The following is a 19,211-nucleotide window of genomic DNA, read 5'->3' on the forward strand; positions in this document are numbered from 1 at the left end:
GCCGTCAATGGCGATATGTTTACCATCTAAGTCGCTAATGAGTTCTTTCCCATAAACTTGAAGACAAGCATAGAGAGACTGAGGCTCAATACGTTGGAGCACTCTTTCAAAGGTGTCTACGCTCGGACAACCATTCGGCAACTCAACCGGTGGGCGAAGAGATGCTCCTCGCTCTAAGCAAAGTTCATGCATGGACTCATAATCCTCGCCTCCACACAGATAACTCGCCAGTGCTATAACCAGAATATCGCTTAACTTATGCTTGCAACGACCCACTACACGTGGATCTTCTACCTTAGAAAAATAAACTTGTACATCCATAACGCGGAGGTGTGCGACGCGATCAGAGTGCTTAATCCTTAGAAAAATAATCTTGTACATCCATAACCCGAAGATAGCTCTATTTTGATGCGGTTGCCCTGTTTGAGAGCTTGAGCAGAATTGGATATAACTGTTTTTAATTAACTTTGGAAGTGCAAAAAGCTACAATAAGCATAAAACGATGTAGAGTGATGATCGAAACTTCAAACAAGCAAAACCATTGACGATTTCAATAGTTGTATAAAAATGAAGGAAATAAAAACGGATTTATATTTAGGTGATAGTAAAGAACAACTGAAATTACTCCCGTCTAATTCAGTTGATTTAATTATAACATCACCACCTTATGCAGATCAGCGAAAAAGCACCTATGGTGGTATTCGACCGGATAAATATGTAGAGTGGTTCTTACCGATTTCCGAACAATTATTACGAGTGTTAAAGCCTTCTGGTACGTTTATACTAAATATAAAAGAAAAAGTCGTAGCTGGAGAAAGGAGTACTTATGTTATGGAGCTAATCATTGAAATGCGTAAGCAGGGGTGGCTTTGGACAGAAGAATTTATTTGGCATAAAAAAAATTCGTATCCGGGAAAATGGCCCAATCGTTTCCGTGATGCTTGGGAAAGACTTTTGCAATTCAACAAACATAAACACTTTAAGATGTACCAGGAAGAGGTTATGGTTCCCATGGGAGATTGGGCCAAAACAAGACTTCAAAAGCTTTCCCAAACAGACAAGATTCGGGACAATTCTAAAGTTGGTAGTGGATTCGGGAAAAACATTTCCAATTGGATCGACAGAGATAAAGCATATCCGACCAATGTCTTATATCTCGCGACAGAATGTAATAACAAAAATCATAGTGCGGCATTTCCAGAAGGATTACCAGAATGGTTTATCAAATTATTTACAACTGAATATGACACTGTCCTTGATCCTTTCATGGGTTCAGGCACCACGCTACTCGTTGCCAACAGGATGAAAAGAAACTCTATCGGCATAGATGTAATACCCGAATACTACACAATGGTAAAAAATCGTCTCAATCAATTCGAGCAATATTTATTCGAAAACCCATCAAACTATGAAAAAGTTAAAAATAAATGACGTAAAAGAATACGTTGAAAATGAAATAAGCAATTTCCACACAAATCGCATTGACAGTCTCGACAAATTAAAACTCGAAAAAGTATTAAAACGCAAAAACCCATACTTATTTAAAGCAAAAAATGTTTTGACGGCAGAACAAATTGTTCGGGGATTTGTAGATGCACATATTTCCTCTAATGAGGAAACTATTTTTGGCGATTGGTTAGAAGGATTAGCCATCTTTATCAACGAAAAGGTATATGGAGGCCGAAAGTCAGGGATAGAGGGAGTCGATTTAGAGTTTGAGAAGGATAAAAAAAGATATATCGTCTCCATAAAATCAGGCCCTAATTGGGGTAATAGCTCGCAACAAAAAAAGATGATAGCGGATTTTAACACAGCGAAGAAAACATTACGTACAAGCAAATCAAATTTAAATGTTATTGCTGTGAATGGATGCTGCTATGGACAAGATAATAAACCGGACAAAGGAGCATACTATAAATATTGTGGACAACGCTTTTGGGAATTTATTTCTGGCGATAAAGATCTCTATACTAAAATAATTGAACCACTTGGGCACAAGGCAAAACAAAAGAATGAAGAATTTATCAATTCATACACAAAAACCATCAATAAATTTACAAAAGAATTTACAAAAGAATTTTGCAAAGAAGATGGAGACATTGATTGGGAAAAATTAGTACAATTCAATTCTTCTCAAGAGTGAAAAGAAAAACAAATACTCTCACCTCAAAAGAGGTGTAACTGCCCCGAAGAGAGGGAATATCCCTTTTGGCACCTCCTTGACCTTAGACTGCTATCTTTGTAGCACATTGATCCCAAACAAGACAAAAAACAACCATCATGATTCTATCCACAACCCCCAATATCGAAGGACGACACATTCGCCAATACTGTGGCATAGTCTCCGGTGAGGCCATCATGGGAGCCAACATTGTACGCGACTTTTTTGCGAGTATCCGAGACGTGGTTGGCGGACGCTCCGGATCCTACGAGGAAGTAATCCACAAAGCGAAGAACGAAGCACTGGACGAGATGCAGCGTGAAGCCGTGCGATTAGGTGCCGATGCCATTCTTTCTATCGACATCGACTACGAAACCATCGGTACATCCATGCTGATGGTTGCCGTTTCCGGTACGGCAGTCATATTGGAATAGTTCCGGAAGGTGGCTTCTTGATACACCCCCTTCTCCGACTATTCTGATCAAATACGAATGCTCACACTTACTCCGGAAACAAACTGCTTATTCTGTACCGAAGCCTGTTTTCGGCCGTACATTCTTGGCAGTCGAGAGGTGCCTTTTTGCTCCTTTACAGAGCCTACTGGAGGTAAGTTCAGTTGCCTCGCGAGCACAAGCGAACTCAGAAAACTTTATTTTTGAGAAAAGGCTTGAAAGTTCCAAACACATTAGCTACTTTTGCCGGAGTAATCTCTTACTATTATTTAGAGTTCTCTATGAAGACCCAAGAAATTATGACAATGCTGGAGGCTAAGCACCCCGGCGAAAGCGAATTCCTCCAAGCAGTGAAGGAAGTTCTTCTCTCAGTAGAAGAAGTGTACAACCAACATCCCGAGTTCGAAAAGAACGGTATCATCGAGCGTATCGTAGAGCCGGATCGTGTATTCACATTCCGTGTACCCTGGGTAGATGACCACGGTAAGGTACAGGTAAACATCGGCTACCGCGTTCAGTTCAACAATGCCATCGGTCCGTACAAAGGCGGTATCCGTTTCCATCCTTCAGTGAACCTCTCTATCCTGAAGTTCCTCGGATTCGAACAGATGTTCAAGAATGCACTCACTACTCTCCCCATGGGTGGAGGTAAAGGTGGTGCCGACTTCTCTCCCAAGGGCAAGAGCGAAGCCGAAATCATGCGTTTCTGCCAGAGCTTCATGACCGAATTGTGGCGGAACATCGGTCCTGACACCGACATTCCTGCCGGTGACATCGGCGTAGGCGGTCGCGAAGTAGGTTATATGTTCGGTATGTACAAGAAGCTCGCTCGTGAGCATACAGGTACGCTTACCGGCAAGGGATTCGAGTTCGGCGGTTCTCGTCTGCGTCCCGAATCTACCGGTTTCGGTGCTGTTTACTTCGTACAGAACATGTGTAAGCAAAATGGCGTAGACTACAAGGGCAAGACTGTTGCTATCTCCGGATTCGGTAACGTTGCTTGGGGTGTAGCTCAGAAAGCTACCGAGCTGGGCATGAAAGTTGTTACGATCTCCGGTCCTGACGGCTATGTTTACGATCCCGACGGTATCAACACACCGGAGAAATTCCAGTGCATGCTTGACCTCCGCGACAGTGGCAATGACGTAGTATCTGACTACGTTAAGAGATTCCCCAACGCTCAGTTCTTCGCCGGCAAGAAGCCTTGGGAGCAAAAGGTAGACTTCGCTATGCCTTGCGCTACGCAGAACGAGATGAACCTCGAAGATGCCAAGACACTGCACAAGAACGGTGTTATCCTCGTAGCTGAAACGTCTAACATGGGTTGTACAGCCGAAGCCAGCGAATACTATGTAGAGCACAAGATGCTCTTTGCTCCGGGTAAGGCTGTTAATGCAGGTGGTGTTTCTTGCTCAGGTCTCGAAATGACACAGAATGCTATGCACCTCGTTTGGACGAACGAAGAAGTGGACAAGTGGCTGCACCAGATCATGCAAGACATCCACGACCAGTGCGTTACTTACGGTAAGGAAGGCAACTACATCGACTACGTGAAGGGTGCTAACATCGCCGGCTTCATGAAGGTTGCCAAAGCTATGGTAGCTCAGGGCGTTTGCTAATCCCTGACCTCACTCCCCTCTGCTCACACAGAGCAGATACAAAAACGAAAAAGCAGAGACGTACCTCCCGAGGGGGAGATACGTCTCTTTTTATTTTTCTCAACGACCATTTCGTTCGAGCCAATACCTTACAGAAAGAAATATTTAGACTTTACGGTCTTAACCTAAAATGTTTTTCTTCGATGTAGTATAATTATCTTTGTTTTATCGTAAAAGTATATCGTTCTTACTACCCCATATAAGAACGATGACAGATGAGGAAATTAAAAAAGTAGATTTCGATCCAGACTTATAGGTTGAAGCAATATACCCTTCTATGAAAGAAAAACTCAGAATAGTTTTCCGGCCGTTTGTCCTCATTCTAATCTGCCTGACAATAGGATATACTTTCTTGCACTGGCTACTCATTATCGAACTCTCCCTCTTTCAACCCAAAGAAATAGTCAGTAATTTTTTGATTCCTATAATTCTAACAGCTTTGATCTCATGGATTTATATTCCATCCAGGCTCAAAGTACTAAAACTAAAATGGAGAAGAAGAGATTGGCGCCTCTTGTACAGTTGCATCGCCTGGATAGCCTTGACTATCCCATTGACAATCGCTCAGAGTTATATGGAGTCAGCTACAGGGAAACTAACAGAATTAGACTCGATCAAAGAGATCAATCGCTTGCCTCCGACAAAGTACTATACAGTGAAAAGATGGTATATAGACAAAAAGAGAAGTAGCACACATTTCTCTTATAATGTAAGCGGCAGATACTCTCAGTATTTCAAAATGGATCTCTATATGTCCATACCGCTTTTAGATAGTGAAAAAGATACTGCAACAAATAATCCGTGCGCTTGGTTAGGTGTATCTTATCACAAAACGATCAGCAACCGCCTCAAAGAGAATAGGAAGACTGAAGAAATCAATGACTTTATCCAAATAAGCCTAAGGCTCTTCAACAACAAGGATGTATCGGACATCTCTTATTTGGAAAGAATCGGTAACACTGACGATAGAGATGGATATCTTCAAGCTATCAGTCAAGGCATAGACAAGCGCCATGAAACAATATTGATTGGGGTCCAAGAGCCTTTCAACAACAGAAACGGAAACAAACTCGAAAGTATGCTAATTGCTGCTTTTGCAGGAACGATTCTTTGGTTGTTTTTGTCACTAAAACCTCAAATAGATCCGAAAGAACTAAAACGAATCAAAGCGGGCAAGCCGGATAGAGTGGCTAGTCGAAATTTTGGGATGCAACTGAGTTATATCAAACCACATGGAGACTTCTTGATAACCCCCATCATCATATACATCAACATCGCTGTCTTCTGGTTCCTCGCTTTGAAAGAAAGAAGTTTCATCCACCTTGACGGAGCCAATTTGATGAAATGGGGTGCAAACTTTCGTCCCTTGGTACAAAGCGGTGAATGGTGGCGCCTGCTTACAAACACATTTTTACATGGTGGAATAATCCACCTTGCGGCCAACATGCTTGCATTGTATGTTGTAGGTGTGGAATTGGAGCCAAAGCTGGGAAGGAGGAAATTTTCGATAACGTATTTATTGATCGGCATTTTGTCCAGCATCACGAGTGTTTGGTGGCATGAAAACACAATAAGCGTAGGAAGTTCAGGAGCAATATTGGGGTTATATGGAGTTTTACTCGCTTTGTTATTAACAAAAACTTTCCCTGGTACCATTGACAAACCATTTTTGCTGAGTACAACCATTTTTGTCGGGATCAACCTAACAGCCGGATTAGCTGTAGGAATAGACAATGCGGCTCACATTGGAGGACTTATAAGTGGCTTTGTCCTTGGCTTAACATTCTTGCCAACCATCAGGAAAGGAAAATAACCACATAAACATTCTCTATTTAACAGATCAAACAGAAATGAAAAAGTATAAGATTGGTATAATCTTTGCCCTAATTAGTTTTTCGCTTATTGACATCACGGGAAACTTTGAAAAGAAAATTTCTACAAATACATTTGCAGAAAAAATTAATGGTAAGCTTTTCTCTAAGAAAGAAAGTCTGCAAAATGATTCAGTGTTAGAGATACCTGCTAAATTGAAGAATTGCCAGGAATTAATATTGAAGAGGAAAGGATATACTGTTTCGTACAACAAGCATACGCTATTACCTAATTGGGTTGCATGGCAACTGACTAAGAATCGTACAAGAGGGAAAAACAAAAGAGCAAAAAATATTTTTATCGAAGACATAGAGGTACCATCCCCTCGAGCCAACAATAGCGACTATAAAAATAGTGGATGGTCTAGAGGACATATGTGTCCAGCTGGAGACAATAAATGGGACAAAGACGCTATGCATGAATCCTTTCTCTTATCTAATATATGCCCACAAAATAGCAAGCTTAACAGTGGAGACTGGAATGAAATAGAACAAACATGTCGCAAATGGGCTACAAAACATAATAAAATATACATTGTATGCGGACCGATTATTCCTAAAGAGAAACAGATAACAATAGGCCACAATCAAATCGTTGTTCCAGAAGCTTTCTTCAAAGTCGTTTTAACACTTCATGAGAAACCTAAAGGTATTGGTTTCATCTGCGAAAATACAGATACAAACAGAAAAAAAGATTTTTATGTCAAGACAATAGATGAAGTAGAGAAAATAACCGGAATAGATTTTTTCCATAATCTACCGAACGAGATAGAGAAAATAGTAGAGGCAAAAGCAAATATAGCCGACTGGTAAAAACTTCCCATAAAACTAAAACTGATATAAGTATAAGAGAAACTATCGCACTTAAGGCTCTGCCAATGCTAACTAAAAAATCATCTGAAAGCGTGGCTTGGCAAAGAGTTTTAATCAAACAACAGAAAAAGGCATTCTGAGACAAATCCAAGTTTACATTCAATTTTATATTGGCCTCAAAGACAGTATTTCAAATACCTGTTCAATGATTCGAAAAGCAAGAAAGACAATAGCTGAAAACAAAATGTACAACAATACAAACAAGATCTCACTCAAGAAAAAAAATGATTACTTTTGCATAGTTGTCAATCATAGGATAAACAAGACCAATTTTACTAAAGCTATTCAAAATGTTAAAAGCTATTCTTCTAGCAAGTTCTCTTCTTTGGCTGTCGTCAAACTTAACAGCACAAGAAAATGGATCAACACAAATAAAACGAGCCTATCTCAAAGGAGATTTCATAGAACTACTTAAAATATATAATACTTATCCAGAATATAAAGTTCAAATTGAAGATGCCCTATTATTATCGATAGAAGAGAAAGAATTATCGTATGAAGAATGTTTGGCTGACATGAAATATTGCAAATCCAATAGGGAGTTATCTAATTTCTTCAACAAACTCTCGCAAGAAAAAACGTTAGAAATTACGAAAAAAATTTCCGAAATGACTATGGAAGAAATTGACGCTTACATAAAGAGTCATCCGGAAAGGCGCTTCATCGTGGAAAATTTATTAAATACTTTTATAAACACATCTGCTGACACAATAACTTTGCTTGAACTTAACTATATACAGCGCACTCTACCTCAAATTCGCCCCACCCAAATACAACAATATCTAAATCAAAAAAACGAGGAGAAAAGAGATATTCTACTAAATAACATTGACTGGTTTTTAAACAACGAAAAAAGACTATTAAAAAATTTGCATTATGCCATCGAGAGGTCTGCATTAGAATTTCTATATAATGGATATAGGCAAGTTGCCATCTATTATGCAAAAATAGGCATGATTCCAGATAATATTGATGCTGCAGAAAAACAATATCGACTATTGGTGAATGCATGCATACCAGAGAAAGCACTACAAAGGAGACTTCAGGAAGAAGCAGATAAATTTTTTTTGCAAAGAAATCAATTTAGCTAGGAATTTCTTTTCGAAACAACTTGGAAAAGAAAATGACTTTATCAAAATGGAAATTTCAATACCATTATATTCAGTCAACCATACGACACCATCTGTCGATCTATCTAGCATTGAAGTTGCTCGAAAAGAATTCATCAATTCTAAAAATATGAGCACTAATATGTGTTCAGCAGCCAACTCTGTTGGCTTGGGTATAATCGGACTAATTGGCAAAGGGATTATAGATGTTAATGCCGTAGATGATTTAATAATAAGAGAGATTGCAGCGAGAAAAAGATACATGAAAAATGTTCTAGTAAACTTAGAGAAATCCATTCTTAATCAAAATGCCTCAACACGAAAAAAAATAGAATCATATGTCATTGAAAATCAGAAAAATTTCAAGATCCATGCCAATAAGTAAGGTAATTCAATTTAGTTTTCTTTTTTTCCTATGCTTCAATATAGGCAATTCGCAAATCTCTGATTGGATTGCAGAAAAAGCAGCTGACTATATTGTAAACGGAGCGCAAAAACAATTAGGCAGTGCTGGTTCTCTAATCTGGAATTCGGCTGTAAATTCGCACCTAGAGGAAAACATAAAAAAAGAATCCAGAAATCTTTCCTCAATACTCATTAATAAGTCGCTTTTAGACAAAGTAGACAAAAAATATGACATGAATAAAGAAACCGATTTATATGGAAAGATCCAAAGAAGCCAGAGAAATAAGATAAATTCATTCTACGAAGTTTTAAAAAATCGAAATTTCAACACATTAGCAAAAGGAAGGATAAAAACAATTACAACAGCATTATATGATTCGATCACTCTTTCAATAAAGGAAAATGATTTAGCTAGCCTACTCTTAACAGCAGTAATCGATTCTCTAAAGCTCCCGGATTTTGACAAAAGTATTTTTGACACTATCCTTATTGACATAAATATGAATCACAATCTCTCATTCATTCTAAATAACCACCCCGATGCGACAAGGATTTACAACAACAGTTTACACTCAAGTCTAAGAGCCAAATCTTCACATTTGTTGTATTGGAGCAAATATGCTGATGCACACCTAAGCAGTCTTGACAAGAAGAACAAGATTATTAACCCTAGAGAGATATACTTCACAGAAGAAAAAAGCACCATTTACATTAAACATAAAAATCAATTATTAGCAACTCAAAATGACAATTTTATAACTCCAAAAACAATTGACATATTAAACTTAAACAAAAAGCCAAATACAAAATACGTATTATCTAACACTGTTTTTGAGACAGATAATCTGGGAAGAATAGTAAAAGTAACACAAGATATTTCCCCAAAATCTCCGGAAAATTCAAACCTTAGAAGTATTAACAAAAAAATGAAATTCAAAATAAAATCCCCCTCATCAAATTTACTAATCTACCAGCCAACTTTCATTTCTTTTAATGCCCCAATCTGCTTTATAAACACTCTGTTTTTAACAAAAAATGCTTCCACAAAGCGTTTTATAAAAAACACAAAAAAGCAGATGAAAGAATATTTAAAGATAGGAGATGATTTCAGGGTTCAAACAAATATTATCTACAAAGATGAATCTGACACTTTTCTTCAAATTAGTGTCAAGTTTCCAAACAATGAAATTCAGCTCACAAACGACAATTAGCACGATTACAACAACTTAAACTAAATATGAAGTTGAACAACGATTAACCAAAATAATTTTTCAGGAAGCTACAGGTAAAATATCACGCACTAGGCTGACCGCCAGACTCACGTTCTATATCTACCAATAGGAATAAAAAACTTATTAAACAAATAGAAAATGGCTCGATTCGATGATTATCGAATAATAGTAATAGTATGAAGAAGAAGAAGAAGAAGAAAAAACAGCTATCACTGGCATTGGCATGGTCGCTGACTTTACTTCCCGTAGGAGGATACACGGCATTTGCCCAAGCAAATACGACAGTTCAAACGGCGAACCTTCAAAACATAAACCCGATGCAAAAACGTATGTCCTTTCGACAGGAAATGCTCAGTGAACTGACAGACCTATTGGTAAGACGCTATGGCAAGGAGGTTCATTTTCGAGCTGACCGTGGCACTTCACAAGTAGCTGCTTTATGGCGAGCCGGGGATGGCGACGTCGAGGCTTTTCGCACATTCGTACTCGAAAACTTCGAACCTACGCTCGAAGGTCAGCGTCGTATGTATAGTACGCTGGAGCGGAATCTGGAAATCCTCAACGGTTACTTCAACAAGATCGATCTGGCCCTGAAAGAACCCCTCCACCTCAAAGGGCCGGAAATCACCTCTCTGGATATGATCTTCGGCGGATATAGCGCATCAGCACACCTGAGCGATGATCTCTATGCCAATAAGGTCGGGCTGATAGCTGCACTGAACTTCCCCTACTACTCTCTCGCGGAAAAGATGGAGCTGGGAGCAAAATGGAGCAGAGAAGAGTGGGCTTTTGCACGAATGGGTGACCGCTTTGCTTCGCGCATACCGGCCGAAGTACAGCAATACGTATCGGAGACTTTGACACGTGGGGATGCCTACATATCCGAGTACAACATCTGCATGGGCTACCTACGACGTCCCGATGGCTCCACGCTCTTTCCCCGCGACATGAAACTGATCACTCACTGGGGACTACGGGATGAGATCAAGAGCAACTACGCAGACCCCAAAGACGGACTGGAAAAGCAGCGAATGGTATACGCGATCATCAAAAGGATCATCGACCAAAGCATCCCACGAGAAGTAATCAATAAGACGGACTTTCAGTGGGATCCGCTCAGCAATATGCTCTACGACTCGGCCGGCACTGCTACCCGAGGTCATGCCGAACCCGATACGCGATATGAATATTTCGTGGCCAATTTCCGTGCGATGCAAACACAGGATGCGTATATGCCACATCAGCCGAACCAGATCCTGCGTGCATTCGAGGGAGAGATGGAGATTCCGCAAGAAGACGTCAAGCGACTATTCGAGACCCTGCTCTCCTCTCCACAGGTAAAGAAGGTGGCCCAACTGATCAGCAAACGATTGGGACGCCCGTTGGAGCCGTTCGACATCTGGTACAATGGCTTCCGCTCGCAGTCCGGCATGCCGGAGAGCGAATTGGACAAAATCACCGCAGCCAAATATCCTACACCCGAAGCTCTGAAAGCCGATCTGCCGAACATCCTGCGCAAGCTGGGATTCGAAAGCAAAGATGCCGAGCGGATAGCTTCTTTGGTGATGGTGGATCCTTCGCGAGGTGCCGGCCATGCAGCAGGATCGATGATGCGCAATGACTTTGCTCACCTGCGCACACGTATCGCCGATACGGGGATGGACTACAAAGGATACAATATAGCCGTACACGAGTTCGGACACAATACCGAGCAAACCATCACGATGAACGATGTGGACTACTACATGCTCAACGGCGTGCCGAACACGTCTTTCACCGAAGCCGTCGCTTTTCTCTTCCAAAAGCGGGATCTCGAACTTCTCGGTGTCATCAAACCCGATCCGCAGAAAGAGTACAACGAGGCTCTGACCAACTTCTGGAATTGCTACGAGATCATGGGCGTATCCCTCGTAGACATGGCCGTTTGGGAATGGATGTACACGCATCCCGAAGCTGATGCACACGAACTGAAACTCGCCGTCATGGAGGCAGCCAAAACCATTTGGAACAAGTACTATGCCGGCATTCTCGGAGAAAAGGACGAGACCATTCTGGGCATCTATTCGCACATGATCAATTATCCGCTCTACCTGCCCAACTATCCGATGGGGCATATCATCGACTTTCAGATCGAACAGTACATCAAGGGAAAATCCTTGGCCGTGGAGCTGAAGCGCATGCTCGTACAGGGACGGCTGGTGCCACAGTACTGGATGAAACAGGCTGTGGGTTCTCCCATATCGGTATTGCCCATACTCGAAGCCGTGGACCAAGCTCTCACGAAGGTGAAGTAATCCATGCAAGCCTCTCTACCTCTTTCAGAGAATAACACTGTGTAATGTAAGGACGATCTAAAACGATTTACCTATAGAATAGAGCCAAGAGAAGGGGACTATGTCAAAATTCGATTTTGACATAGTCCCCTTTGCTTTTATGGAGAGCCTAAGGGCTCTTTTTTCTATTTAGCGGCGGAGCAGAGACTTGAAACCTCCGTCGTTTGCATATTTGGCAAACTCCAGATCCGTAGCAGCTTTCTTCATCATGTTGCTGTCGAGGCTGATAGACTCACGAAGAGAGTTTACCACACCATCCAAATTGTTCGTACGTGCAGCCACAACAGCCATGAGGTAGTAAGTAGTGGCATCGGGGTTCTTTATCCTGTTGAGGATCTCTTGTGCGCGGTTGTAGTCGCGATTGAGGATATTGGCCACGGCAGCATTGTTGCTCTCGGTCTTACCGAAGGCCGCTACAGCCTGAGCATAATTGCCCTCTTGCAGATAGAGCAAGCCAAGAGCTTCGCCCAATTCGGGCACATTGGCAGCCGAGCCGAAATACTGCTTAGCCTGCTCCACATTACCCTCGTTGAGAGCCAGCAGCCCAAGGTTCATATCCGTTTCTGCATTAGGCTTCACGCTTGCAGCCTTTTGGAACCAAGTACGAGCACCCTCCAAATCACCGCTGCGATAACGCATCATACCGATATTGTTATAAGCACGATAGTCATCCGGATAGATCTGAGTAGCCACCTTGTAAATATCTTCCTTCTGAGCAGGAGATTCGAGCAGAGTAGCACTATAGAGCAGCTCCTCCACGGTCAGCCGGCCGGGGTTCTGGGCTGCAAGACGTTTGATCTCGTCATCGCTCTTACCTATGATTTCGACATTGGCGATAAGGCGCGAACGACGTAGTTGGGGCAGGATATCATCCGCCAGCTGTCTGAATACGGTAGAGATATTCTTGATCTCCTGCTCACGCTGCTCGGGATCCGGATACATAGCAAGAACACGCAGAACAAGTTCCTTGTCCTGAATATCGCTTTTCTCCACAAGCTGCTTGAAGCCTTCCCAGTCCTGTGCCGTATAGTGTGCATTGATCTCTACATCCTTGATGTTGCTCTTTTGGAATTGTTTCTTCAGAGCAGTAGTCGTATTTTTCTCGCGCTGCTCGGACAGCTTTTCGTTCAGCTCCACACCGCCATCAGGAGAAGCGTAGGCTTGTACCTCCACCGTTACATCCTGATTGGGAGCATCCTTGGCATTGGCCACCAAGTCTTTCCAGTCTTTCACCTCACCCTTGTTGATTTCTTGTGCACGAATCTGTGCCTGTTGGATGAGGAACATGATATTTGCATCATAGGCTTGCTTGATGATGCGCTGGAATGCATCCGGAGCGATTGCCGCCGATGCATTAAGAGCAGAAGCCAAGGCTTCCGTACTGATTACACCATCAGCGATTTTGAGATCCGGAAGATTTATTTTCTTCCCTTTTACTTTGGCTTCGAAGGTTAAGAAGAGTTCACTCTTGTCCATGGCTGGCTTATAAGGGAAAGAGAATACGAGCTGCTGATTGCCACCATTGTCATAGCTGACTACACGCTCATTGCCAAGTACTTTTTCTCCCTGAAAAAGGAATGAAGGTCCCCATGATTCACCTGTAGCATAGCGCAGCACAGGCTTCACTGTAAGTTCGGCTTTCTTATTGAACCATTTGGCAGGAAAAGCGATACTCACGGTCACAGGCACTTTGCTTCCCACGACTTCGAGTGGTTGTGGCTCAGCCTTTACCAAATCGGCAGTCACAGGACGTAATTTGCCGGAGCAGGAAGAGATGACTACCGCTGCCGCGCAAACGAGTAGTACAGAAAAGATTTTCTTAAGCATAGTTTTTCATTGTCAATTGTTGAAACCGGAACAAAGCTACCATTTTTTCTCTGTCTTATTCCATATCCATAAATTCGGAGTCTGTGCAGATCCCGGCTATATGTGCAACGCGGTTTCAAATTTAAGAGTAGGTATACGATGCCTTCCTGCACGGTGCAGGACACCGGCGTAGGCGTACAGTACCCATTTTTTGGAAGTTTATGCCACAAAAATTATTTCTAATGCTACTGCCCCAACCCGGAAATAGTAATTCATTGAACTCCCTTTAATATCATGAGTGTATTAGATTATTTCAGCAGTGGAAAGTCTACGCATTGTCGGGCGTTGCAAGCATAGATTGAGCGATATTCTTTATCGAGAAGAGTACAAGAGCTCAAAGTCCCATAAAAAAGTATAATGAAAAATCTGGCTTAAAAGTATCCTTTCTTTAATCCGTCCTCAAGGATTTGTATCCAATCGTTGAAACGGGGGCATCGAGCTCGTATAGCATCAATCTCCAAAGCCTCAAATATCAGTTCTCCATCAGAAACCTTCTTATATTTTGGGAAAATCTTGATAAGGCGCTTAGAAGGCGAGGTTTCAGCCCCAGAATTGATATCTTCGGGATTATCGTAACTCTCTACAATTGCTCTCAGCTGATCTAACTCTCTTTTTTCGTCACAAACGATCTCAAACCCATCCATACTCGTGTACATGAGTGTTTCCAATTCATGCCGCTGAATATATGGATAGAAGATCGAAGGATCAACACCTTGAATACCATGTCTAACCCCATGCTCTATAGCTGAGATCTTTTTACTATCGGTAGTATAGTTGGGAAAATTGTTTGGCAGTCTAAAGAAATCCAATAATGTAGTAATCAAGACATTTCTTTGAGCAGCTATCTTTTTTACTTCATTGCTTAAGGATTTGAAGCTAGCCACACCTCCCTTTTTATTAAGCTGCCTATTGGTGGTAATCTTCTGGGCATACATCGCCGGTATAGAGGTCGTAAACCAGCCATTGCGGTAGCCTTTGCTCATTAGGTATGGGATCACACGTTTATGAATAAAGGCAACCTCTGTATTTCCCTCGACAATAAAAACAAACCGTTTTTTCATATTCCCCATCTCACTACTTAGCCCAAGGTTGTCCACCAATGATATTTTTCTCCCAAATTTCTCCAAGGCTATAATCTTCCAGCCAAGCAGTAAGTTCTTCCGTAGACATACGCCTAAAGGTTGTCGCGTAGTGGGACTGATCAACGACGATGATATCCTCCGGAGCAAAGTTGTCTACTAGGGTTACAGACTGGGTTGTGATGATCACCTGCGACTGCAGAGAAACACTCTTGATAAGAGCTGCGAGTTTATTGATCGCCATAGGGTGTAGGCCAAGCTCAGGCTCATCAATAATAATGCTCCGAGGTGGCTCAGGCTGAAGCAAAAGCGTAGCAAGACAGATGAAGCGAAGCGTGCCGTCCGATAGCTGATAGGCGTTGAAATAGACATCCTCCGCCCCTTTTTGCTTCCATTCTAGCTGGATTGTACTCTCATTAAGACGATTGGGCATAAGGTTAAAACCCTCAAAGAATGGAGCAACAGAGCAAACCGTACGCTCTATGCGATAGAAGTGCTTCGGGTGCTTTTGTTGGAGGTAATACAAGAAAGCTGCGATATTGGCACCGTCACGCCTAAGGCTATGATTGTCATCTACACGACATAGTGCTTTCATAGGGGATTGATTTCCTGTGTCATGGAAGTGGTAGATCTTCAATGCTTGGATCAGTTCATTAACAAAATATGCCTGTCCCCAATTGTAATGTTTAAAAGAAGACTCATCTACATCGCGCTCATATTCACGTTCGTGCCATATCCCATTGTTGAATGCAGTGCTAAGAGACTCCACATACAATCGATTTTCTGCTATTTTTAGGCTTGCAATAAACCGATTGATAGCTTCCTGATTTCGCTCGCCGAAGTAGATATCCAACTTAATACGATCGGTCATCTTCCGCCCCATATATAGGAAAGTATCCGCCCCACCTCGCTCTATGATGTAGCTCTGTAATCTCTGTTCATACAAACTATTGATCAGGCTAAATGCAGAAATAAAGTTGCTTTTACCAATCCCATTCCCCCCAATCAACACATTGATTGGAGAGAGTTTTATGGACTGATCTTTGATTGACTTATAGCCAGTGATATCTATTCTCTGTATCATCAACTTGATGCTTATTTTCTTGTTCTGATACAAAAATAAATAAAACAAGAGGCTATGTCAAATGAAGTGAATTGAAGCGAACCCTAAAACTTAGACAAACAACTTTTAGGGTTCTCTTCACGTCCTTGGCTCATAGCTTTTTCAGCACAGGCCACGCGCCAAAATTTCCCCGTTTGACACTCCCCAAAACGTGGCGCGAAAATTTCTTGATTGTGGCGCGGGAAGCAAAAAATTTACGCGCCGAAACGAAAAAATTGCGGTTCCACTTTTTCAGGAAACTCAGACCGCAATTACAGATTTTTTGGGACGTATTTCCGAGGTGACGATAGATCGAACTCGCGCTCATACAGCATATACCTCCTATCTTTGCCGAGAAAAAGGAGAATACCCGATCCGAAAAGCGATAGAACCATAGGGATATAAATGAGGATATTCTCCATCACAACGGCATCAGGCTAATATGACAAAGGCTTACGGGGCTGGCTGCCCCTTTCAAATGAAGGCAGAGGAAACGATCAGGCGAATGGATGAATCCGGCCGGTGCGGACGATCATTTCTGTTTGCCATAGACTTTGAGATGGATGAGGGGATCTTCATATCGGAACCGCTGAATCAAAAAGAAATCCTATTCGACGTACGAGGACAAGGGAATGCTCCCACACATACCGATACGAATGAGAGCAAGGCTCCCGTGACTTTTATCCCCCACCCCGAATCATTGGAGACCTACCGACATCGTTTCGATCGGATCCGCACAGCCCTGATGCGTGGCGATAGCTTCTTGGCCAATCTCACCATTGCTACACCCATAGAGATGAATATCTCGCTTGAGAAGGTATTCAGTCGCAGCCGCGCCTCATACAAGCTCTTGATTCCCGAACGACTGGTTTGTTTCAGTCCGGAACGATTTGTCAAAATAGAGAATGGGCAAATTTCCACCAACCCGATGAAGGGAACCATAGATGCTTCCTTGCCGGATGCCGCCGGCCGTCTGCTGTCCGACTATAAAGAAACGGCCGAACATCGCACCATCGTAGATCTGTTACGCAACGATCTGAACCGAGTCAGCCATCACGTGCGCGTCTCTCGCTTTCGCTATCTGGATGAACTCCGCACGAACAAGGGGCGACTGCTGCAAATGAGTTCGGAGATCACGGGGACACTCCCTGCGGATAAAGAGAAGCGTTTCGGCTCCATTATAAAAGAACTGTTGCCCGCCGGCTCCATCAGCGGAGCACCCAAAGAGGCTACTATCGAAGCTATACGGGAGGCAGAGGGGCAGCAACGAGGCTTCTACACAGGTGTTTTCGGTTATTTCGATGGAAGTAGCTTCGACTCGGCTGTAATGATTCGCTACATCGAACAGCTTCCCGATGGCCAATACCTTTTTCGCAGTGGCGGTGGTATCACCATCAACAGCCGCTGTGACGATGAATACCGCGAAACGCAACAAAAGGTATATCTGCCATTCTGATCGGATATGTGCTATATAGAAACCATCCGCATCGAAGACGGCCTGCCCTATCTGCTTGCGCTCCATCGGGAACGAATGAGTCGCACATGCGACGAAAAGGGCTTTCCTCTACCGGAAATGCCTTGCCTGACGAATCTATGCCCTCGGGAATTGATGCATGGAATAGCCAAATGTCGTATTCTATACGGTAAGGAGGGGATTTCGGACGTTTCCTTTTCACCTTATACGCCACGCCAAATATCCTCCCTGCGTATCGTAACGGCCCCAGCCGATTTGGACTATCATTTGAAGCAGGCTGACCGTTCGCCTCTCGAAGCTCTTCTCTTGCAAAAAGGAGAAGCCGATGAGATTATTATCCTACGCGACGGACTCCTGACAGACACATCCTACACCAACCTTCTTCTACGTATGGGAGGAGAACTTCTCACACCACGCATCCCTCTCTTAGGAGGCGTACAACGCCGGTATCTGCTCCAAACGGGTCAAATACGACCGGCAGACCTGCAAATCGAAGACCTCAGGAAGGCAGAAGAAATACTGCTGATCAATGCCATGCTTCCCTTGGAGCATGCCATTCGCCTACACTCATCACAGATTATTCTTTGATTATCGGCTTTGGTTATCGGATCAAGTTATCCGACAGAAGGCTTAGAAGAGGTAGAAGATATTGCAGGTAGCCCCGATAGTATGGCCGGATGTTCGTTCGGCTTGCGGATCGGACAGGATATGTGAGATGACGCCGGGCGTTTTGCCATAGGCTATACCGTCCTTTCTTTTCATCAGGTCGCCATACAACCGCAGCTCTGCCATCAGGCGATCGGTATTCCGCATCGGAATTGAAACGTACAGAGAGGAGCGCACCTCCACACCCTCTCTATTACGATAGGCATAGGGCAAATAGGCCAGCTGATAGTCGAGCTGCTCCTTCTGGATGATACGAATCTTATACGAATGCGTCAGCACTATTCGATAAGCAGCCGAAAGCGAAAGTCCAAAATCCAATTTGGAGCCGACATGGTCATAGGCTATACCGGCAAAGGGGCGTAGCATTCCGCTCATGGTATGGTGTCCATGCTTGCAGAGGGGCTATCAGCTTGGTATAGCGATCGAAGGCTATCGGCAGATAGGATTCGAAATACGCGAAACCGCTTCGCGATTCTTCGTGGAAGAGCGTCAGAGAGAAGTTGAACCGCTTGTACGTCATATCTATACCGATCTCTTTTTTGACATTGCGATTCTCCCTGATAATCGGATTCTCGGGATTGTGGATATAAGCATAAGTGATGAGATGATCTAGTTCGGGATTCTGCATATAGGCATTCAGTACCATGAAGTCACGGTAGATCTTGTCCGGATACAGATGATTCAGTGTAGGCAGCTTGTTTTCCATACCATACCCGGCACGCAGGTTTATCGACAGATGTTCGGACCTGTACTGCCAGTGAGTCCTTGCACTTTCCATATCGAGTTAAGTGCAAAAAAGGAGGGAGGAGAGTATGCTCAGGATGAATCTCGGAGAGGAGAGAGAATAGGAATAAAAAAGAAAGAGCAAGCCCGACAACCGGACTTGCTCTTTCCACTATAGACTGATAGCCGTCAGCCTCCTTGCACAAA

20 protein-coding genes are annotated in these 19,211 nt (G+C 42.9%); 13 read left to right on the forward strand and 7 right to left on the reverse strand.

Features of this window, described 5'->3' with window-relative positions; genetic code table 11:
• On the reverse strand, positions 1 to 321 hold a 321-nt coding region (locus F452_RS11125; protein ID WP_167319371.1), incomplete at its 3' end, for a transposase family protein.
• Positions 322 to 567: 246 nt separating this feature from the next.
• Between F452_RS11125 and F452_RS0106900 the strand changes: the two genes are divergently transcribed.
• From F452_RS0106900 to F452_RS0106950, 10 genes are all read left to right on the forward strand, one after another.
• Positions 568 to 1,431 (forward strand): DNA-methyltransferase, encoded by an 864-nt coding sequence (locus tag F452_RS0106900; RefSeq protein ID WP_018965486.1) that lies wholly within the window; start codon positions 568 to 570, stop codon positions 1,429 to 1,431.
• Positions 1,409 to 2,143 (forward strand): PmeII family type II restriction endonuclease, encoded by a 735-nt coding sequence (locus tag F452_RS0106905; RefSeq protein ID WP_018965487.1) that lies wholly within the window; start codon positions 1,409 to 1,411, stop codon positions 2,141 to 2,143. Before F452_RS0106900 ends, F452_RS0106905 begins: the two co-directional genes overlap by 23 nt.
• A 137-nt stretch (positions 2,144 to 2,280) precedes the next feature.
• Positions 2,281 to 2,595 (forward strand): YbjQ family protein, encoded by a 315-nt coding sequence (locus F452_RS0106910; RefSeq protein ID WP_018965488.1) that lies wholly within the window; start codon positions 2,281 to 2,283, stop codon positions 2,593 to 2,595.
• 299 nt (positions 2,596 to 2,894) lie between these two features.
• Positions 2,895 to 4,232, forward strand: coding sequence for an NADP-specific glutamate dehydrogenase (gdhA, locus tag F452_RS0106915; protein WP_018965489.1), 1,338 nt, complete (start codon positions 2,895 to 2,897; stop codon positions 4,230 to 4,232).
• A gap of 316 nt (positions 4,233 to 4,548) precedes the next feature.
• The gene (locus F452_RS0106925) at positions 4,549 to 6,084 is read left to right on the forward strand and encodes a rhomboid family intramembrane serine protease (RefSeq protein ID WP_039431899.1); all 1,536 of its coding nucleotides are present in this window, start codon (positions 4,549 to 4,551) and stop codon (positions 6,082 to 6,084) included.
• A gap of 37 nt (positions 6,085 to 6,121) precedes the next feature.
• Positions 6,122 to 6,955: a DNA/RNA non-specific endonuclease gene (locus tag F452_RS0106930; RefSeq protein ID WP_018965492.1), complete on the forward strand. Its 834-nt coding sequence runs from the start codon at positions 6,122 to 6,124 to the stop codon at positions 6,953 to 6,955.
• Between the two features lie 350 nt (positions 6,956 to 7,305).
• Positions 7,306 to 8,106, forward strand: coding sequence for a hypothetical protein (locus tag F452_RS0106935; protein ID WP_018965493.1), 801 nt, complete (start codon positions 7,306 to 7,308; stop codon positions 8,104 to 8,106).
• A gap of 46 nt (positions 8,107 to 8,152) precedes the next feature.
• On the forward strand, positions 8,153 to 8,509 hold the full coding sequence (locus F452_RS0106940) for a hypothetical protein (protein ID WP_018965494.1): 357 nt from the start codon (positions 8,153 to 8,155) through the stop codon (positions 8,507 to 8,509).
• The gene (locus F452_RS0106945; protein ID WP_152567440.1) at positions 8,463 to 9,740 is read left to right on the forward strand and encodes a hypothetical protein; all 1,278 of its coding nucleotides are present in this window, start codon (positions 8,463 to 8,465) and stop codon (positions 9,738 to 9,740) included. Before F452_RS0106940 ends, F452_RS0106945 begins: the two co-directional genes overlap by 47 nt.
• Positions 9,741 to 9,937: 197 nt before the next feature.
• The gene (locus F452_RS0106950; RefSeq protein ID WP_018965496.1) at positions 9,938 to 12,055 is read left to right on the forward strand and encodes a hypothetical protein; all 2,118 of its coding nucleotides are present in this window, start codon (positions 9,938 to 9,940) and stop codon (positions 12,053 to 12,055) included.
• Between the two features lie 168 nt (positions 12,056 to 12,223).
• Here the strand turns inward: F452_RS0106950 and F452_RS0106955 are convergent, their stop codons facing one another.
• The 4 genes from F452_RS0106955 to F452_RS13370 form a co-directional block, all read right to left on the reverse strand.
• Positions 12,224 to 13,921: a tetratricopeptide repeat protein gene (locus tag F452_RS0106955; RefSeq protein ID WP_018965497.1), complete on the reverse strand. Its 1,698-nt coding sequence runs from the start codon at positions 13,919 to 13,921 to the stop codon at positions 12,224 to 12,226.
• Positions 13,922 to 14,331: 410 nt separating this feature from the next.
• Positions 14,332 to 15,030, reverse strand: coding sequence for a DUF4276 family protein (locus F452_RS0106960; protein WP_018965498.1), 699 nt, complete (start codon positions 15,028 to 15,030; stop codon positions 14,332 to 14,334).
• A gap of 4 nt (positions 15,031 to 15,034) precedes the next feature.
• Positions 15,035 to 16,123, reverse strand: a complete 1,089-nt coding sequence (locus F452_RS0106965) for an AAA family ATPase (RefSeq protein WP_018965499.1) — start codon at positions 16,121 to 16,123, stop codon at positions 15,035 to 15,037.
• A gap of 130 nt (positions 16,124 to 16,253) precedes the next feature.
• Positions 16,254 to 16,334, reverse strand: coding sequence for a hypothetical protein (locus F452_RS13370; RefSeq protein ID WP_234197188.1), 81 nt, complete (start codon positions 16,332 to 16,334; stop codon positions 16,254 to 16,256).
• Between the two features lies 1 nt (position 16,335).
• Between F452_RS13370 and F452_RS12820 the strand changes: the two genes are divergently transcribed.
• The 3 genes from F452_RS12820 to F452_RS0106980 all read left to right on the forward strand — a co-directional run bounded on the left by F452_RS12820 (position 16,336) and on the right by F452_RS0106980 (position 18,203).
• On the forward strand, positions 16,336 to 16,446 hold the full coding sequence (locus F452_RS12820; RefSeq protein ID WP_143733569.1) for a DUF1661 domain-containing protein: 111 nt from the start codon (positions 16,336 to 16,338) through the stop codon (positions 16,444 to 16,446).
• Positions 16,447 to 16,619: 173 nt separating this feature from the next.
• Entirely contained in the window at positions 16,620 to 17,597 is a 978-nt protein-coding gene (locus F452_RS0106975) for an aminodeoxychorismate synthase component I (protein WP_018965501.1), read from the forward strand.
• Between the two features lie 6 nt (positions 17,598 to 17,603).
• On the forward strand, positions 17,604 to 18,203 hold the full coding sequence (locus F452_RS0106980; RefSeq protein ID WP_018965502.1) for an aminotransferase class IV: 600 nt from the start codon (positions 17,604 to 17,606) through the stop codon (positions 18,201 to 18,203).
• Positions 18,204 to 18,245: 42 nt separating this feature from the next.
• Here F452_RS0106980 and F452_RS0106985 read toward each other — a convergent pair whose 3' ends face one another.
• Complete coding sequence (locus F452_RS0106985) at positions 18,246 to 18,647, reverse strand: hypothetical protein (RefSeq protein WP_018965503.1); 402 nt, start codon at positions 18,645 to 18,647, stop codon at positions 18,246 to 18,248.
• Complete coding sequence (locus F452_RS0106990; protein ID WP_039443828.1) at positions 18,616 to 18,987, reverse strand: hypothetical protein; 372 nt, start codon at positions 18,985 to 18,987, stop codon at positions 18,616 to 18,618. The genes F452_RS0106985 and F452_RS0106990 overlap by 32 nt, the downstream gene beginning before the upstream one ends.
• Positions 18,988 to 19,211 lie beyond the last annotated feature (224 nt).

This window comes from Porphyromonas gulae DSM 15663 (genome assembly GCF_000378065.1).
In the GTDB taxonomy this organism is placed as follows: Bacteria; Bacteroidota; Bacteroidia; order Bacteroidales; family Porphyromonadaceae; genus Porphyromonas; species Porphyromonas gulae.

Coding starts and splice junctions, on each gene's coding strand:
- F452_RS0106965 (WP_018965499.1), bottom strand. CDS start 16,123: ATGATACAGAGAATAGATATCACTGGCTATAAGTCAATCAAAGATCAG.
- F452_RS0106975 (WP_018965501.1), top strand. CDS start 16,620: ATGAAGGCAGAGGAAACGATCAGGCGAATGGATGAATCCGGCCGGTGC.
- F452_RS0106955 (WP_018965497.1), bottom strand. CDS start 13,921: ATGCTTAAGAAAATCTTTTCTGTACTACTCGTTTGCGCGGCAGCGGTA.
- F452_RS0106950 (WP_018965496.1), top strand. CDS start 9,938: ATGAAGAAGAAGAAGAAGAAGAAAAAACAGCTATCACTGGCATTGGCA.
- F452_RS0106900 (WP_018965486.1), top strand. CDS start 568: ATGAAGGAAATAAAAACGGATTTATATTTAGGTGATAGTAAAGAACAA.
- F452_RS0106960 (WP_018965498.1), bottom strand. CDS start 15,030: ATGGGGAATATGAAAAAACGGTTTGTTTTTATTGTCGAGGGAAATACA.
- F452_RS0106945 (WP_152567440.1), top strand. CDS start 8,463: ATGTCATTGAAAATCAGAAAAATTTCAAGATCCATGCCAATAAGTAAG.
- F452_RS0106925 (WP_039431899.1), top strand. CDS start 4,549: ATGAAAGAAAAACTCAGAATAGTTTTCCGGCCGTTTGTCCTCATTCTA.
- gdhA (WP_018965489.1), top strand. CDS start 2,895: ATGAAGACCCAAGAAATTATGACAATGCTGGAGGCTAAGCACCCCGGC.
- F452_RS0106980 (WP_018965502.1), top strand. CDS start 17,604: ATGTGCTATATAGAAACCATCCGCATCGAAGACGGCCTGCCCTATCTG.
- F452_RS0106990 (WP_039443828.1), bottom strand. CDS start 18,987: ATGGAAAACAAGCTGCCTACACTGAATCATCTGTATCCGGACAAGATC.
- F452_RS0106910 (WP_018965488.1), top strand. CDS start 2,281: ATGATTCTATCCACAACCCCCAATATCGAAGGACGACACATTCGCCAA.
- F452_RS0106935 (WP_018965493.1), top strand. CDS start 7,306: ATGTTAAAAGCTATTCTTCTAGCAAGTTCTCTTCTTTGGCTGTCGTCA.
- F452_RS0106940 (WP_018965494.1), top strand. CDS start 8,153: ATGGAAATTTCAATACCATTATATTCAGTCAACCATACGACACCATCT.
- F452_RS0106985 (WP_018965503.1), bottom strand. CDS start 18,647: ATGCTACGCCCCTTTGCCGGTATAGCCTATGACCATGTCGGCTCCAAA.
- F452_RS0106930 (WP_018965492.1), top strand. CDS start 6,122: ATGAAAAAGTATAAGATTGGTATAATCTTTGCCCTAATTAGTTTTTCG.
- F452_RS0106905 (WP_018965487.1), top strand. CDS start 1,409: ATGAAAAAGTTAAAAATAAATGACGTAAAAGAATACGTTGAAAATGAA.